Origin of the sequence: Spinactinospora alkalitolerans (assembly GCF_013408795.1) — a bacterium.
In the GTDB taxonomy this organism is placed as follows: Bacteria; Actinomycetota; Actinomycetes; order Streptosporangiales; family Streptosporangiaceae; genus Spinactinospora; species Spinactinospora alkalitolerans.
This window is the reverse complement of the sequence record NZ_JACCCC010000001.1, coordinates 6,531,577-6,547,294: the sequence shown is the minus strand read 5'-3', so window position 1 is coordinate 6,547,294 and position 15,718 is coordinate 6,531,577. Positions and strand designations below refer to the sequence as shown.

Here is a 15,718-nt window from a genome sequence, read left to right as displayed (position 1 = left end):
GGCGACGTGCGCACGCTGTGCGCGGGTGCTCTCGGCGATCTTGGCCTTGTCGGGGTCATCGCAGCGTTTTCAGGCCCCATAAGGTCGACGTGAGTTTTAACCTCGCCCCCAAGGGGTCTTCAAGGCCGGCCCCAGGAGGGACGGCGCGCACCATCACCCAACCACCGCGGATCCCACCTTCGGCCGAGGCTTCACGACCCCCGATGGCCAAGGTCAGAACTCAAGGTCAAGATCGGCGGGGAAGAGGGGTACTTCAGGCCACGGCGCCCGATCGGATGCGGGCCAGCCACTCCTCGGCCTCGTGGAATGCGGCGTTCGTGGTCCCCCTGGCGGGTATGAACGGGGTGAGCTCGGTCTCGGCGTCGGCGCGCGGGTAGCTGCCGAGGAAGCGGATGTCGGTGCAGATCCGGCGCAGCCCCATCAGGGCCTCGCCCACGCGGGCCTCGGCCACGTGGCCGTCGGCGTCGATGCAGAAGCAGTACCGGCCCAGCCCGTCGCCCGTCGGCCGGGACTCCAGCCGGGTCAGGTTCACTCCGCGCACCGCGAACTGGTTCAGCAGCTCCACCAGCGCGCCGGGGTGGTCGTCGGCGATGAACGCCACCAGCGACGTGCGGTCGGCGCCCGTCGGCTCGGGCAGCGCCCCCGGACGGGTCAGGTAGACGAACCTGGTCGCGGCCTCCGACCGGTCGCCCACGCCCTCGGCGACGGCGGCCAGCCCGTAGCGCTCGCCCGCGATGCGCGCCGAGATCGCCGCGTCGTAGGGCGCCCCCGGCTCGGCGACCGCCTGCGCCGCCGCTGCCGTCGACGACATCGTGAACGTCTCGGCGTCGGGCAGGTGGCGGGCCAGCCACCCGCGGCACTGCGCGAGCGCGTGCGGGTGGGTCGCCACCCGCTTGACGTCGGAGAGCGCGACGCCCGAGCGGGCGAACAGGGTGAACTCCACCGGGATCGCGGTCTCGGCCGCGATCAGCAGTGGGTCCCCGTTGATGAGCTCGGCGATCGTGGCGGTCACCCCGCCCTCCACCGAGTTCTCCAGCGGGGCGACGCCGCCGGCGACCTCGCCGTCGCGGACCGCGGCGAACACCGCGTCGACCCCCGTGCACGGGACGAACGCCCCCGCGTCCTCGCCGGGCACGAGCGCACGCAGCGCGGCCTCGGTGAAGGTGCCCTCTGGTCCCAGGTAGGCGTAACGCTTCGGCATATCCTGCAGGTTACTCGGCCCGGCCGCAGGCCCGTGCGCCGAAGGCCCGGTCACGGCCCTGCTCAGCCCTTGCCGACCGAGGACGACTCCGTCCGCCGGTGCCGGCCGTCGCCGCGGGACCTGGCCTCCACCTGATCGGGGATGTCGATCATCGGCTCCCCTTCCCCGGCGGGCTCGGGTTCGGGTTCCGGCCGCCGGTAGGGCCCGGGTTCGGGTTCCGGCTCCCACGCGGGCTCCGGTTCCGGCACGGGCTCGGGCCGCCGGTAGGGCTCGGGCTCCGGTTTCCGCTGCCGCACCGGTTCGGGCACCGGTTCCGGTTCGGGTTCCGGCTCCCACGCGGGCTCGGCCGCGCCCGCGCTCCCCGCGGCCTCGGGTCCCGGCGAGGCGACCGGCTCCCGCACCTTGACGAGCCGGGGCGCCTCGGCCTCGGGTTCCCGCTGCACCGCCTCGGGTCCGGGAGTCCTCCCCCCGGACCCGGGCCCCGTCCTCGTGGTCACCGAGACCATCGCCCCGCCCTCGTCGTCGTCCGTGGGGACGGCGGAGCCGACCCCGTGGCCGAGGCGGGCGGCGCGGACCGCGCGGTACTCCTCGGGGGAGAGCGCGTCGGTGGCGTTGCCGCCCTCGACGATCTTGGCGTAGGTGCGGGTCTCGGTGCGCCCGTTGATCGAGGTCAGCACCACACCGTCCCCGGCGACGTTGAGCATCGCCAGCGAGAACGAACGCGCGCCCGACATCTCCTCCAGCGCGTCGTAGCGCACCAGGGCGACGTCGCGCATCGCCAGGACGTCGACGTTTCCGGAGTCGCGCAGGAGCCTGCCGACGAGGGACCGGCACTCCTCGGCCGCCTCCCTCACTCTGAGGTATGCGATTGCTGCGAAGGCCAGTCCGCCCAGTCCCAACGACGCACCGCAGACGGCCAGGATCGTAGATAGCACAATCCGAGACTAATAGTTACCGTACGTTCCCATACAGATACGCGCCGTGCTCGGCGCGTCAAGGTCACTTCCGGTTGATCCTGCGCGAAACGGACCGCGAGGCCTCGCGCAGCCCCTCGCGGAGGCGCCACATCCGGCGCACCGCCGCCGGGCGCAGTTCGCGCGCCGCCAGCGCGCGGCCGACATCGGTGAACTGCCGGGCCCGGTGCACCTGCGCCCGCAGATCGGTGCCGGTGGCCCGGTGCTCCATCGGCACCTCCACCTCCAGCACCCGGAAACCGCGGTGCAGCAGGTCGATGGTCATCCCGGTCTCCACGCCGAACCCGTGGGCCAGCGGGCGCACCGCCTCGAACGCGGCGCGGGTCAGGCAGCGCTGCCCGTTGAGCGGCTGCTCGGCCTCCCAGCCGGTCGCGCGCTTGATCCCTTCGCGGGCCAGCCGCACCACGAACCCGTGGCCGCCGAGGCGCGTCCGGGTGGCGGGGAAGAGCGCGATGGTCATATCGGTCACGCCGTCGAGCACCGGTTCCACCAGCGGCCCGGCGTCGGCCGCGGTGCCGGCCAGGTCGGCGTCGAGGAACAGCAGGTGCCGCGGTGCCGCGACGGTCCCGGTGGCGGTCTCGTGCTCCTCGATCAGCCGGACGCCCTCGGCTCCGGTCTCCATGGCGGCGCCCTTGCCGCGGTTGCGGCTGTGCCGGAGCACCCGCGCGCCGGCGTCGACGGCCGCGGCGGCGGTGCCGTCGGCCGAGCCGTCGTCGACGACGACCACGAGGTCGACGCCGGGCAGCGTCCGGGCGGCCCGGACGGTGGCCGCGATGCGGTCACCCTCGTCCTTGGCCGGGACGACGACGGCGACGCCGCCGCGGTCGCCGTCCCCCCGGCCACCGGCGCTGCCAGAACTCATGATCGGGTCCCCGGGCTACTTCGCGGCGCTGCTGCCCGCGGCGACGGGGACGGCGTCGGTGGACTCGTGGATCGTGAAGACACCGTCGAGGCCGGTGATCTGCAGAATCTTCATGACCGCCGGGCGCGGGGCCACGAGTTCGAGGTCGCCCTCCTTCTCCCGCGACCGCTTCATGGCCGACAACAGGACGTTCATGCCGGTGGAATCGCAGAATTCCACCCCGGACATGTCGACGAGGAGCCGGGAGGCCCCGTCGTCCAACGCGTCGACGAGCTCGCTGTGCAAATGCGGTGCCGTGTAAAGATCAATCTCACCGCGGACGGCAACAATCGCGTAATCCGCCTGAGACTGACTTGAGATCTTCAACTCCACAGTCGTGACTGTAGCGGTCGCGTGCAGCCCTGGCCACCTCGTTCGCGGTGTTTCGCGACACCGTCCGGAATCGGGTGGTTAAAACCCCGTGAACCGGGGAAACGTCAGGCCCTGGACGCCTCGGAGGCGGCCAGGGCCCCGGTCGTCACCATGGGTCCGCTCCCCGCCGGCGGCGCAGCGGCCGTGCCCGGCGCGGCGGAGGACTCGGCCCGCGGCGACCCGCTCTCGGGCACCTCCAGCACCGCCCAGACCGTGGTGGTGGCGTCGTCGACCTCGGTGCCCCACTTGGTCGCGAGGTGCTGCACGATCCCCAGCCCCCGGCCGCCGAGCGCGGAGAGCGAGGGGCGGGCGATCCTCGGCAGGGTCTCGGCCCCGCCGTCGCACACCGAGATCTCGATCCACCCTCCGGAGGAGGCGCCGTCGGCGCCGTCGGCACTGTCGGCGCCGTCGGTATCGAGAACGACGTTCCAGGACACCCGCACGGAGTCGGGCGGGAAGGGCGGCGGCAGGGGGGAGGCGTGGCGCAGCGCGTTGCTCAGCAGTTCGCTGATGATGAGCGCGGCGTCGTCGACCTCGGGCGCTCCGACACCGAAGTCGTGCAGGTCGGAACAGAGGTGCTGACGTGCGGCGGTGACACTCGACGGCACATGTGGCAGCAGTACGGCCCTCGACACGTCCTTCTCCTGTTCATCGGCGCACCGGTCCCCTCGCCGGTCGCTGGCCCGGCGTCGGGGGGATGGTCCGGCGGGTGCGCCCTCGCTGGTGTTGCGCCTTGCGCTCGTTCTGCCGGTGAGCGGCACTGTTTCGTCTTTGAACCCCGCCACGGCCGAAATGCCCCGTTCAGTTCCCCCGGAAACCCATCATCCCCGGTGGATCCGTGGCCACATCACGGCGCCGCGCCGTCCTCCGTGTCGTCCGCAACCGGAATGCTCGATTCGGCGCCGGATCCCGGACCGCGGTTCCCGGCGCGCTGTAGCGTGAATCTCATCCGCGTCCCGCTCGGGTCGTTGGGGTGGGCCGTGACGTCGCCGCCCTGCACCCTGGCCAGCCTGCGCGCGATGTAGAGCCCCAGGCCGATGCCGCCGAACCTGCGGCGATCCCCGGCCTCGCCCTGCACGAACCGCTCGAAGATCCGCTCCTCGTCACCGGACGCGATCCCGATCCCCTCGTCCTCGACGGCGACGACGACGCGGTCCCGGCGCACCTCGGCGCGCACGACCACCGAGCCGCCGTCAGGGGAGTACTTGAACGCGTTCTCCAGGAGCTGGCCGACGATGACATCGGTGGCGACCGGATCACCGACCACCTCGGGCAGGCATTCGGGCAGCGCCAATGTGAGCCCGTGCCGGCCCGAAAGCGGCCGGAACGCCGCCGTGGTGGACTTCAGCAGCTTCCGGAGGTCGAAGGGAGCGTTGGAGACGGCGAGGTCGCCGCTTCCCGCGCGCGACCCCAGCCCGAGGTTCTCCACCAGGTGCGCCAGCGTCGCGGAGCGCTCGGCGATCGTGGTGACGGCGGAGCGGCGCGCGGCGTCGTCGAGCTTCTCCCAGCGCTGCACCAGGGTGTTGGCGAACCCCTGCACGACCGTGATGGGGGTGCGCAGCTCGTGGCTGGCCGTCGCGAGGAACAGGTCCTTCTCCTCCTCCAGCGCCTTGGCCTGCGTGACGTCGCGGAAGTCGACCACCCGCTCCTCGGTCCCGGGGATGTCGGCGATGAGGATCTCCAGCCAGCAGCCGTTGTCCAGCAGGTGCTTGATCGGCTCGCCCTGCTCCCGGGGCAGGGGGAACGGCGGCGGGCGGCCGACCACGTCGCCGAACGCGCGCCCGGTCAGCTCGGCCGCGGACCGGTTCCACTTGCGCACCCGGCCGGCGCGGTCCAGCACCGCGATCCCGTCGGCGCTGGCGTCGACCACCGCGTGCTCGTGCGCGCGCTGGCGGACCATCTCCTGGTAGGCCATCGCGTTGCCGAGCGCCACCCCGGCGTGCGCGGCCAGCAGCTCCAGGAGTTCGAGCTCGATGTGGCCGACCTTGCGCCTGCTGTACAGCGCGTACAGCGCCCCGTAGGGCCTGCCCTGCACGTTGGACACGCCCAGCGCGATGGTGTGCAGGCCGTCCAGGTCGGCCCAGATCAGGTCGCCGAGGGACCGGGTGTCGTCGGTGGCCAGCAGCACCGTCTTGCCGCTGCGCAGCAGCTCCCCGAACAGGCTGGACTCCAGCGACGCGCTGTAGCCGCGCAGGTGGTCGGAGAGCTGGGTGAGGCTCACCAGCCGCAGCCGGTCGTCCTCGATGAGCACGAACCCGCCGGCGTCGGCGCCGGTGAGCTCGGTGAGGCTGTGCGCGATGCGGTCGAGGACCGCGGAGAGGTCGAGGTCGGCGTTGACGTCGGCCACGACGTCGGTGAGCCGGCGCACCAGCCGGGCGCGCTCGGCCATGTGGGACTGCAGGGCGCCGGCGTCCTCGTAGGTGTGGAAGACGCTCACCCAGCCGATGGGTCGGCCCGCGGCGTCGAAGAGGCCGTTGGTGTCGACGCGGACGTCGACGACCTGGCCGTCGCGCCGCATGCGTCTGCTCACGATGGAGAGCGGTCCGCCGGCGCGCACCCGCTCCAGCACGGCGTGGTGCTCGGCCGTCAGCTCCTCGGGCACGATCGGGACCGGCTCGCCCATGACCTCCTCGGCCCGCCAGCCGAACAGGCGCTCCGCCGCCGGATTCCACCCCGTGACCCGGAGCTCGGCGTCGACCACGACGATCGCATCGGCCGCACACGCCAACACGGCGTCGGCGTTGAGGGCTGCAGGCTCGGAGCTCACGACGTCATAGTGCCATTCAGGGGCCTGTCTACGGCATACGAATGCCGAGGTTGGTCCAATTTGGTGGGTATGGCACCCCGCCACGCGCCTTTCGGTTCCACTGCGGAAGGAGCACCCCGTGTCATCCTTCATTCATCGTCGGGCCGACATGATGAAGGCGACACGAGGGGCGAACGTGACGAAAACCTGGCGCGGGAAGCGACGCGACCGGCTCGGCGGCATCGATCAGCCGGACGACGACGACCTGGACGCGCTGATCCGGGCGACGACCTCGGGGCAGCGGTGGGCCGATCCGCCGCGGCGGCCCGAGCCGCCCGCCGAGGACGCCCGGTTCGACGTCGTCACCGGGACCGCCGAGACGCCGGTGGGCTTCCTGTCCCTGGCGCTGACCCAGCGGGGACTGGTGTGCTGCTCGTTCGACCCCGAGGAGACGCTGCTGCCGCGGCTGGCGCGCGCGGTCTCGTCCAGGATCGGCACGCACGAGGCCCGGCTGGACCCCGTGCGCCGTGAGCTCAACGCCTACTTCGAGGGCAGGCTGACGTCCTTCTCCGTCCCGCTCGACCTGCGCCTGACCAGTGACTTCGGCCGCGTGGTACTGCGCTCGCTGCTGAGGGTCCCCTACGGCTCGACGGCGACCTACCAGGGGCTGGCCGAGGGGGTCGGGCGCGGCAACGCCGTCCGTGCGGTGGTGAACACGCTGGCCACCAACCCGATCTGCGTGCTGCTGCCGTGCCATCGGGTGATCCCCGACGGCTACCCCCACGAGACCGGCCCCTACGCCGGCGGCCCGGACGCCAAGCGTTACCTGCTCACCCTCGAAGAGTTCAAGAAGAGGAGCCGGAGCGGCTAGACGACCTTCGGGTCGGTCCCGGTCTCGCTGGCCATGCCGCGGCCGGCCAGGGCCCAGGCGCTCATTCCGCCGGCGACGTTGGCCGCCTGCCACCCGGCGTCGTTGAGCGCCTGCACGGCCTGGGCCGAGCGGCCGCCCACCCGGCAGATGACGTAGACCTGGCGGTCCTGGGGGACCTCACCGGCCCGCTGGGAGAGCTCGTGCAGGGGGATGTGCACGGCCTGCGGCGCGTGCCCGGCCCGCCACTCGTCGTCCTCGCGGACGTCCAGCAGGTAGCCGTCGTCCGGAACCGTTCCGACCTCGACGACCGGAACATTCGCACCAAACACCTGGAAACCTCTCATATCACTTTCCGTGCCACCGGCACTACCAAACGGGAACCCCGCGGTGACCGCACGCGTCGAACAGGGTATGCGCAAGCACATCCCGGCGACCGCGCCGGTCCGCCTCGCCGCACTCACGGCCCTGGGGTTCCTGGTCGTGGGCTGCGGCGGCGGCACCGACCAGGTCGCCCCCGCAGACGATTCACCGGCCCCCTCCGACTCCGCCTCCCCGGGCTCACCCGGCCCGGACGGCGGCGCGTCACCGCCCTCCGCCGCCCCCGGGGGCGGCGACGCCGAAACCGAGCTCGTCATCGAGGTCGCCCTCGACCCCGACGCCGACACCGCGCAGAGCCCCGACGACATCGAGACCGGCACCTGGACCCTCACCTGCTCCCCCGTCGGCGGCGACCACCCCGACCCCGAGGCGGCGTGCGCGGACCTGGAGGAAGCCGGGGCCGAGGCGTTCGAGCCCGTTCCCCGCGATCAGCCCTGCACCCACATCTACGGCGGACCGGAGACCGCCACCGTCACCGGCCACGTCGGCGGCACCGAGATCGACGCAGGCCTCTCCAAGGCCGGCGGCTGCGAACTGAACCGCTGGGAGAACCTCGGCGCCGTGCTGTCGCCCTGAGCGGCGCGCCGGCGCGACTTTCGCGGCCCCGCCCGGCGCGTTCACGCGGCCGACGGGCCCGGAATCGGCGAGGATGGCGAGGAAAAAGAAAAAGCCCCGCTTCCGCGGGGCTTGTTCACCGTGGGCGAGGAGGGATTTGAACCCTCACATCCTTTCGGACACACGGACCTGAACCGTGCGCGTCTACCGTTCCGCCACCCGCCCGAGTGACATATACCTATTGGTACCGCCTTGACCCGGCAACCGGCGTTTCGACCGGTTCGCCTGGCGACAGACACAAGGCTAGCACGGTCGCGACACCGGTCGTGCACTATTGGGAGCCGACACATCAACAGCGACGCAGGGGCGAGTGTGAAGCAGAGGGCACGTTTGCACGGCTACGATCGTCATACATCGGGAGTGGAGTAAGGGAGGTACCTCGTGGGAGTGCTCCAACGCTTCGAGCGCAGGCTCGAAGGCATGATCGAAGGCACCTTCGCGCGGGCCTTCAAGTCGGAACTCCAGCCCGTCGAGGTCGCCAGTGCCGTGCAACGCGAGATGGACGAACGCGCAGCGATCGTCGCGCAAGGCCGCACTCTGGTCCCCAACGACTTCGTCGTGGAGCTGTCCGGCTCTGACAAGGAACGCCTGGAGGTCTATTCCGACAGCCTGGGCCAGGAGCTTTCCAAGCTCGCGCGCGAGTACGCCACGGAGCAGGGCTATTCGTTCGTCGGACCGGTGCGCGTGCGCTTCGACGCGGCCGACGACCTGCAGACCGGCCGGTTCCGCATCCGCTCCGGCGTCATCCGCGGCTCGACGGTGGAGAGCGGTGAGATCCGCCAGCCGGTGAGCGACCACCCCCGCGGCGGCGGCGCCGTCCAGGGCCGGCCGCGGCTGCTGTTGTCGCCGGGAGGCGCAACCATCGAGGGCGCCCCCGCGTCTCAGGGGATGCAGCAGTCCTACGAACTCAACACCCAGGTGACGCTCCTGGGTCGCGGGACGGACTGTGATCTGCGGCTGGTGGACAACGGCGTCTCCCGCCACCACGCCGAGATCCGCGTGGAGGACGACGACGCCGTTCTCGTCGACCTCGGCTCCACCAACGGCACGTTCGTCAACGGCCAGCAGGTCAAACGGGCGCGCCTGGTGGACGGAACCCGGGTCAGCCTCGGCAGGACGACCATGACGTTCCGCCGCGACTGACCGCGGCACCGACGGCGAGGTTCGCCCCCGGTGGAGGGGCGGACCGAGCCGCCACCGTGCCGACCCACCCGACCAGCGACGAATCCGGGCCAGGAGGACCCTCTCCCCGAATCCTTGACCAATCGGGCACAATAACCGGGTCCATTGGGTTTACTTGGCTTTTCGACGCGGTTTGGCACGGTTCAGCACGAACACGACGCACTGGCGGCGCCGAGGTCCGCCAACCCAGCCGGAGCACGACAGGGGCTAAAGAGCACTTCAATGTCCGATCTGACCCTCATGCTGATCAAGCTCGCGTTCCTCGCGGTGCTGTGGCTGTTCGTGATCATGGCGGTCGGAGTGATCCGCACCGACCTGTTCGGCACCGCCGCAAGCAAGACCAAGACGAAGCGAACCGCGAAATCCGAGCCTCGGCGCTCCAAGCCCGCCGCCCCCCGCGGCCGGCGCAACGAGCCCCGGGCCCTGGTCGTCACCAAGGGCCCCCTGGCCGGCACCACCCTCAACCTCACAGCGAACCCGATCGTCATCGGCCGCGCCAAGGACGCGACGCTGGTCATCAATGACGACTACGCCTCCGGCAGGCACGCGCGCATCTTCTCCGACAACGGCCGCTGGGTCGTGGAAGATCTCGGTTCGACGAACGGCACCTACCTCGGTCAGCAGCGGCTGACCCGCCCGCAGCCGATCACCGTCGGACAGCCCATCCGCATCGGCAAAACCGTCCTGGAACTGCGCAAATGACAATCGCTCTCCGATACGCGGCGTACTCCGACGTAGGATGCCTCCGCGAAGGCAACGAAGACTCCGCCTACGCCGGCCCCTACCTGCTCGCGGTCGCCGACGGGATGGGCGGACACGCCGGCGGCGAGATCGCCAGCGCGGTCGCGGTCTCCTCCCTGATGCCGCTCGACGACGACGTGCCCGGCAACGAGATGGTGGGCTCCCTCGAAGAGGCCGTCGACCTGGCCAACAGCGCCCTCGCCCAGAAGGTCCGGGAGGAGCCCCGGCTGGAGAACATGGGCACGACGCTGACCGCCATGCTGTGGTCCGGCGCGCGCGTGGCCCTCGTCCACGTCGGCGACTCCCGCGCCTACCTGCTGCGCGACGGCGAGTTCAACCAGATCACCCACGACCACACGCTGGTGCAGACCCTCGTCGACGAGGGCAAGATCACAGAGGACGAGGTCGCCACCCACCCGCAGCGCTCCCTGCTGCTGCGGGCGATCCAGGGCCAGGGGCAGGTCGAGCCCGACGTCTCGGTGCGCGAGGCCAAGGTCGGCGACCGCTACCTGCTGTGCTCCGACGGGCTGTCCGGCGTGGTCAGCAAGGAGACCATCCACGAGACGCTGGCCTCGGAGCCCGGCGTCGACGCGGCCGCGCGCCGGCTCATCGACCTCGCCAACCGGGGCGGCGGTCCCGACAACATCACCGCGGTCGTGGCCGACGTCATCGACACCGCCACCGACCCGCAGGGGCCGACCTCGGTTCCCGCGGTCGTGGGAGCGGCCGACCAGCGGCGCGAGCCCGTCATGACGCCCGACACGCCCGCGGGGCGCGCCCAGGGGCTGACCAGGGGCAGCGGCGACACCGCCGAGATGGACCGCATCCCGGCCTTCGATCCGGCCGACGGCCCCGAGCCGGAGCGCCCCACCAAGCGCTGGTGGCCCATGGTGGTCACGTTCCTGGTGATCGTCGCGGTCGTGGCCGGGGCCGGGTTCTACTTCGGTCAGCAATACCTCAACAGCCAGTACTTCATCGGTCCGACCGAGGACGAGACCAGCGTGGCGGTCTACCGCGGCATCAACACCGATGTGGCGGGCTACAGCCTGGCCGAACAGGTGGAGGACACCGGCGTCCCGATGGAGTTCCTGCCGCAGAACGAGCGCAACGCGGTCACCGACACGATCGCGCTGGAGAGCCGCGAGCAGGCCGACAGCAGGATCGAGGAGCTGCGCGGCAAGGCCGAGGAGTGCCGGGCCGACCCCGGATCCTGCGGCATGGACGCCCCGGCCGACAGCGGGCCCTCTCCGGACGCCGGCACCGCGGAGGGCTCCGACCAGGCTCCGACCGCCCCCGAGGGCGCGGCCGACGAGCAGGGAGGAGGACGGCGATGAGCGAGGCACTGTCCACAGCTCTCCCACCGATCAAGCGGCGCAACGCCGAACTCGTCATGCTGCTGCTCGCGATCGGCATCACGCTGTTCGCGTTCGCCGAGGCCGGCCTGACCCGCAACGGCACGATGCCGGCGGGCTTCTTCGCCTACGCCGTGCCCTTCGGCGGCCTGGCGATCCTGGCCCACGTCTTCATCCGGTTCTTCGCGCCGTGGTCGGACCCCCTGATGCTGCCGCTGGCCACCGTGCTGAACGGGCTGGGCCTGGCGATGATCTGGCGGCTGCTCGACGCCACCGGCAACACCGATGACGGCAGCGCGATGGGTCAGCTCCTCTGGACCGGGCTGAGCATGGTGGTGTTCGCGGTCATCGTGTTCTTCCTCAAGGAGCCGCGGACGCTGCAGCGCTACCCCTACATCATGGCGCTGGGCGCGGTCATCCTGCTGCTGCTGCCGCTCGTCCCCGGACTCGGCAGGACGGTCAACGGCGCCACGCAGTGGATCGCCGTCCCGGGGCTCGGCACCATGCAGCCCTCGGAGTTCGCCAAGATCGCCCTGGTCATCTTCCTGTCCGGGTACATGGTGATGAAGCGCGACGTGCTGTCGCTGGCCAGCAAGCGGATCAAGGTCGGCCCGATCAAGGTCATCGACCTGCCGCGGATGCGCGACACCGCGCCGATGGCGGTCGCCTGGGGCTTCTGCATCGTGGTCCTGGTCATCCTGATGAACGACCTGGGCACCTCGCTGCTGCTGTTCGGCACCTTCCTGGCGATGATCTACGTCGCCACCCAGCGCCCCTCGTGGATCGTCATCGGGCTGACCGCGTTCTTCGGCGCCTGCGCCGCGCTCTACCCGTTCGTCCCGCACTTCCGGGTGCGCATGATCACCTGGCTCGACGCGTTCGCCCCCGATGTGTACTGCGACGCGGCCGCCATGGCCGACCCCAGTTCGTTCTGCAACACCTCCGGCAACAGCCAGCAGCTCGTGCAGGGCATGTTCGCCCTGGCCGAGGGCGGTATCCTCGGCACCGGTCTTGGCGGCGGCAAGCCGGGCTACGTCCCCGAGGTCCAGAACGACTTCATCTTCACCGCGTTCGGTGAGGAGCTCGGGCTCACCGGCATCATGGTGATGCTGATCGCCCTGGCGCTGCTGGTCCAGCGCGGGATGCGCGTCGCGCTGGCCTCCAAGGAGCTCTTCATCAAGATGTTCGCCTCGGGCATCTCCTTCCTGCTGGCGTTCCAGACCTTCGTCGTCATCGGCGGCGTCACCCGCGTCATCCCGATGACCGGCGCCACCATCCCCTTCGTCGCAAAGGGCGGATCGGCGCTCCTGGCGAGCTGGTTCATGCTCGCGCTGCTGATCCGCATGAGCAACAACGCGCGCAAACCGGCCCCGCAGGCCATCCAGGACGAGGGCGCTACCCAGGTGATATCCCGATGAACAAGCCCATCCGCAGACTCGCGGTCTTCGCCATGGCGCTGTTCGGCGTGCTGCTGCTCAACGCCACCTGGATCCAGGCGATCCAGGCCGACTCGCTGCGCGAGCACGAGTACAACCGTCGGCAGTTCGCCGAGCGGCTGACCGTGCCCCGCGGCCCCATCGTCGCCGGCAACGAGCAGGTCGCCTACTCCGAGCCGATCGAGGACAGCGAGAACTACCAGCGCGTCTACGAGTACGGCGACCTCTACGCCCACCCCGTCGGCGTGTTCCGCAGCGGCAGCGCCAACGGCATCGAGCTGACCGAGAACTCCTTCCTCGACGGCTCCGACAGCCGGCTGCTGGTCCGCAACTTCCTGGACATGCTCACCGGTGAGCAGAGCCAGGGCGCCACCGTCAACCTCACGCTCGACCCCGAGGCCCAGCAGGCGGCGATGGAGGGGCTGCGCTCGGTCGCCCCCGACAAGAACGGCGCGGCCGTGGCCCTCGACCCCGAGACCGGCGCCATCCTGGCCTCCGTCTCGGTGCCCACCTACGACCCCAACGAGGTCGCCAGCGTCGGGAACTCGATCGGCGCGGCGGAGAACTGGGTCGAGCTGGAGAGCAAGGAGGACAAGCCGCTGCTGAACCGGGGGTTCAACGAGCGCTATCCCCCGGGCTCGACGTTCAAGGTCGTGACCGCGGCGACGGCGCTGGAGAACGGCGCGAGCCCCGACTCCACCATGGAGGCCCCCGACCGGCTGCCCATCGGCGGCAGCACGCTGCCCAACGCCACCCCCAACGGGACCTGCAACGGCGGGGCCCCCGACACCCTGGCCCACTCGATCATGATCTCCTGCAACACCTCCATGGCGAACTGGGCCAAGGAACTGGGCGCGGAGAAGATGGGCGAGCAGGCCGAGGCGTTCGGGTTCAACACCGGCCCGATGGAGGTGCCGGTCGACGTCACCGAGAGCCTGTACCCCACCGACATCGACCAGAACGCCCTCGCCACGTCCGGCATCGGGCAGGGCCAGGTCCAGGCGACCCCGCTGCAGATGGCCATGGTCGCCGCCGGCATCGCCAACGACGGCGACGTCATGAAGCCCTACCTGGTCGACTCGGTGCAGGGCCCCGACCTCTCCGAGATCGTCTCCGCCGACCCCGATGTCTACAGCGAGGCCGTCAGCTCCAGCACGGCCGACGAGCTCACCGAGATGATGATCGGCGTGACCGAGGGCGCCGAAGGCAGCGGCACCACCGGCGCCATCCCCGGCATGCAGGTGGCCGGCAAGACCGGAACCGCGGAGACCGGCAGAAACACCACCCACAACTGGTTCATCTCCTTCGCCCCCGCCGACGACCCCCAGGTCGCGGTGGCCGTCGTGGTCGAGGACGGCAACCAGAGCGGCGGCGCCCTGGCCGCCCCGGTGGCCAAACAGATCATGGAGGCAGTGATCAACGAGTGAGCGGGTACGACGCGGACGGCCCCGGCCCCGGCGGGTCCGGTGACCGGAGCGGGACACTACTCAGCGGCCGCTACGAACTCCAGGAGCGGATCGGCGCGGGCGGCATGGGTGAGGTGTGGCGGGCGACCGACGTCCTGCTCAACCGCCCCGTCGCGGTGAAGATGCTGCACACCGCCCAGATGGCCGAGCCGACGTCGCGCGAGCGGTTCCGCACCGAGGCGCGCATCACCGCGGCCCTGGCGCACCCGGGCATCGCGCAGGTCTACGACTACGGCGAGCAGGACGACCACGCCTTCCTCGTCATGGAACTGGTGCCGGGCGAGCCGCTCTCGTCGATCCTCAAGCGCAACGACGGCCTGGAGCCCGGCGTCACGCTCGACATCCTGAACCAGGCCGCCCAGGCGCTGGGCGCCGCGCACGCGCACGACATCGTGCACCGCGACATCAAACCGGGCAACCTGCTGGTCACCGGGGACGGCGCGGTCAAGCTGACCGACTTCGGAATCGCCAGGGGCAACGAGTCGGTGACGCTGACCCAGACCGGCATGGTCATGGGGACGGCCCAGTACATCTCGCCGGAGCAGGCGTCGGGCCGGCCCGCCTCGCACGCCTCCGACATCTACTCGCTGGGCGTGGTGGCCTACGAGTGCCTGGCCGGACGGCCGCCGTTCACCTCCGACACCCCGCTGGCGCTGGCGCTGGCCCACACCAGGGAGCCCCCGCCGCCGCTGCCCCCGAGCGTGCCCGCGCAGGTGCGCGCGCTCGTGGAGCGGATGCTGGAGAAGGAGCCCGAGGACCGCCCCGGCTCGGCCGGCGAGGTCGCGCGGCTCGCGCACGGGCTGCTCACCGGCGCGGGAGCGGCGGTGGACGGCGCGACGACGGCCATGGACCTGGCCGATCCGGACCAGACGACGGTGGCCGATGTCACCGGTCAGCAGACCGGACGCCGGGCAACGCGACCGTCCGGGCGGGAGACCCCGGCCGCGTGGCCGGCCGCCGCCGCTGCCGGCTCCTCGGATAGGCTTGCCGGGGAATCCGCACCGGGCCGAGGCGTCAACCGGCCGCTCCTGCTCGCCGCGGTCGGCGCACTCGCGGTCCTCGTGCTGGGGATCGTGCTGGTCGGCCGACTGTGGGACGCCCCGGAGAGCAACGGCCGGCCCGCGGGCAACACGGAGCCGGACGTCTCGCACAGCCCCACTCCGTCACAACAGGAGACGGTCGAGGACACCGACCCCCAACCCCCCGTGGAGCAAGGCAACACCGACCCGCGGCCTCCAACAGGTGAAGAGCAGACGCAGGCACCGTCGGGCACCCCGTCCGAGCCCGCCACCGATCCGTCGGCCTCGACTCCCCCGGTCGACTCGGGCGAAGAGAGCGAGGAGCCCGGCGGCGGCGAGGACACCCCGGGCGACGGTGAGGGGGAGACCGGGGACGACGGGCCGCCCGATCAGGAGGACCGGCCAGAGGGCGGCGACGAGGGAGACCAGTCCAGAGGCCCGCAATCCACCGTTCACTAGCGGCG

General features: G+C 71.2%; 15 protein-coding genes and 1 tRNA gene. 8 read left to right on the top strand and 8 right to left on the bottom strand.

The genetic code is table 11. The features are described from left to right. Positions 1–253: 253 nt before the first annotated feature. The 6 genes from pheA to HDA32_RS29385 all read right to left on the bottom strand — a co-directional run bounded on the left by pheA (position 254) and on the right by HDA32_RS29385 (position 6,215). A complete protein-coding gene (pheA, locus tag HDA32_RS29410; RefSeq protein ID WP_179646236.1) occupies positions 254–1,201 on the bottom strand; it encodes a prephenate dehydratase in 948 nt (315 codons plus the stop codon). Between the two features lie 62 nt (positions 1,202–1,263). Further along, positions 1,264–2,136 (bottom strand): DUF4446 family protein, encoded by an 873-nt coding sequence (locus tag HDA32_RS31240; protein WP_312863383.1) that lies wholly within the window; start codon positions 2,134–2,136, stop codon positions 1,264–1,266. A 64-nt stretch (positions 2,137–2,200) separates the two neighbouring features. Next, on the bottom strand, positions 2,201–3,037 hold the full coding sequence (locus HDA32_RS29400) for a glycosyltransferase (RefSeq protein ID WP_179646235.1): 837 nt from the start codon (positions 3,035–3,037) through the stop codon (positions 2,201–2,203). Positions 3,038–3,052: 15 nt separating this feature from the next. Beyond that, on the bottom strand, positions 3,053–3,409 hold the full coding sequence (locus HDA32_RS29395) for an STAS domain-containing protein (protein ID WP_179646234.1): 357 nt from the start codon (positions 3,407–3,409) through the stop codon (positions 3,053–3,055). 104 nt (positions 3,410–3,513) lie between these two features. Next, entirely contained in the window at positions 3,514–4,083 is a 570-nt protein-coding gene (locus HDA32_RS29390) for an ATP-binding protein (protein WP_179646233.1), read from the bottom strand. Between the two features lie 212 nt (positions 4,084–4,295). Beyond that, complete coding sequence (locus tag HDA32_RS29385) at positions 4,296–6,215, bottom strand: PAS domain-containing protein (protein ID WP_179646232.1); 1,920 nt, start codon at positions 6,213–6,215, stop codon at positions 4,296–4,298. Positions 6,216–6,390: 175 nt separating this feature from the next. Here HDA32_RS29385 and HDA32_RS29380 point away from each other — a divergent pair, with 175 nt between their 5' ends. Continuing rightward, a complete protein-coding gene (locus HDA32_RS29380) occupies positions 6,391–7,065 on the top strand; it encodes a methylated-DNA--[protein]-cysteine S-methyltransferase (protein ID WP_179646231.1) in 675 nt (224 codons plus the stop codon). On the opposite strand, the gene HDA32_RS29375 is transcribed toward HDA32_RS29380, so the two are convergent. Further along, positions 7,062–7,394 carry a rhodanese-like domain-containing protein gene (locus HDA32_RS29375; protein ID WP_312863382.1) on the bottom strand — a complete coding sequence of 111 codons (333 nt, stop codon included), beginning with the start codon at positions 7,392–7,394 and terminating at the stop codon, positions 7,062–7,064. The two genes, HDA32_RS29380 and HDA32_RS29375, sit on opposite strands and share 4 nt — an antisense overlap. 58 nt (positions 7,395–7,452) lie before the next feature. Between HDA32_RS29375 and HDA32_RS29370 the strand changes: the two genes are divergently transcribed. Beyond that, positions 7,453–8,019 (top strand): SSI family serine proteinase inhibitor, encoded by a 567-nt coding sequence (locus tag HDA32_RS29370; RefSeq protein WP_312863381.1) that lies wholly within the window; start codon positions 7,453–7,455, stop codon positions 8,017–8,019. A 121-nt stretch (positions 8,020–8,140) separates the two neighbouring features. On the opposite strand, the gene HDA32_RS29365 is transcribed toward HDA32_RS29370, so the two are convergent. After that, a tRNA-Leu gene (locus HDA32_RS29365) sits at positions 8,141–8,223 on the bottom strand. A 216-nt stretch (positions 8,224–8,439) separates the two neighbouring features. On the opposite strand from HDA32_RS29365, the gene HDA32_RS29360 reads away from it, so the two are divergent. The 6 genes from HDA32_RS29360 to HDA32_RS29335 all read left to right on the top strand — a co-directional run bounded on the left by HDA32_RS29360 (position 8,440) and on the right by HDA32_RS29335 (position 15,713). After that, positions 8,440–9,201: an FHA domain-containing protein gene (locus tag HDA32_RS29360; RefSeq protein ID WP_312863380.1), complete on the top strand. Its 762-nt coding sequence runs from the start codon at positions 8,440–8,442 to the stop codon at positions 9,199–9,201. 261 nt (positions 9,202–9,462) lie between these two features. Continuing rightward, positions 9,463–9,942, top strand: a complete 480-nt coding sequence (locus tag HDA32_RS29355; RefSeq protein ID WP_179646229.1) for an FHA domain-containing protein FhaB/FipA — start codon at positions 9,463–9,465, stop codon at positions 9,940–9,942. Next, on the top strand, positions 9,939–11,315 hold the full coding sequence (locus HDA32_RS29350; protein ID WP_179646228.1) for a Stp1/IreP family PP2C-type Ser/Thr phosphatase: 1,377 nt from the start codon (positions 9,939–9,941) through the stop codon (positions 11,313–11,315). Before HDA32_RS29355 ends, HDA32_RS29350 begins: the two co-directional genes overlap by 4 nt. Continuing rightward, positions 11,312–12,751: an FtsW/RodA/SpoVE family cell cycle protein gene (locus HDA32_RS29345; RefSeq protein ID WP_179646227.1), complete on the top strand. Its 1,440-nt coding sequence runs from the start codon at positions 11,312–11,314 to the stop codon at positions 12,749–12,751. Before HDA32_RS29350 ends, HDA32_RS29345 begins: the two co-directional genes overlap by 4 nt. Next, entirely contained in the window at positions 12,748–14,196 is a 1,449-nt protein-coding gene (locus tag HDA32_RS29340; protein ID WP_179646226.1) for a peptidoglycan D,D-transpeptidase FtsI family protein, read from the top strand. The genes HDA32_RS29345 and HDA32_RS29340 overlap by 4 nt, the downstream gene beginning before the upstream one ends. Further along, entirely contained in the window at positions 14,193–15,713 is a 1,521-nt protein-coding gene (locus HDA32_RS29335; protein ID WP_312863379.1) for a serine/threonine-protein kinase, read from the top strand. Before HDA32_RS29340 ends, HDA32_RS29335 begins: the two co-directional genes overlap by 4 nt. Positions 15,714–15,718 lie beyond the last annotated feature (5 nt).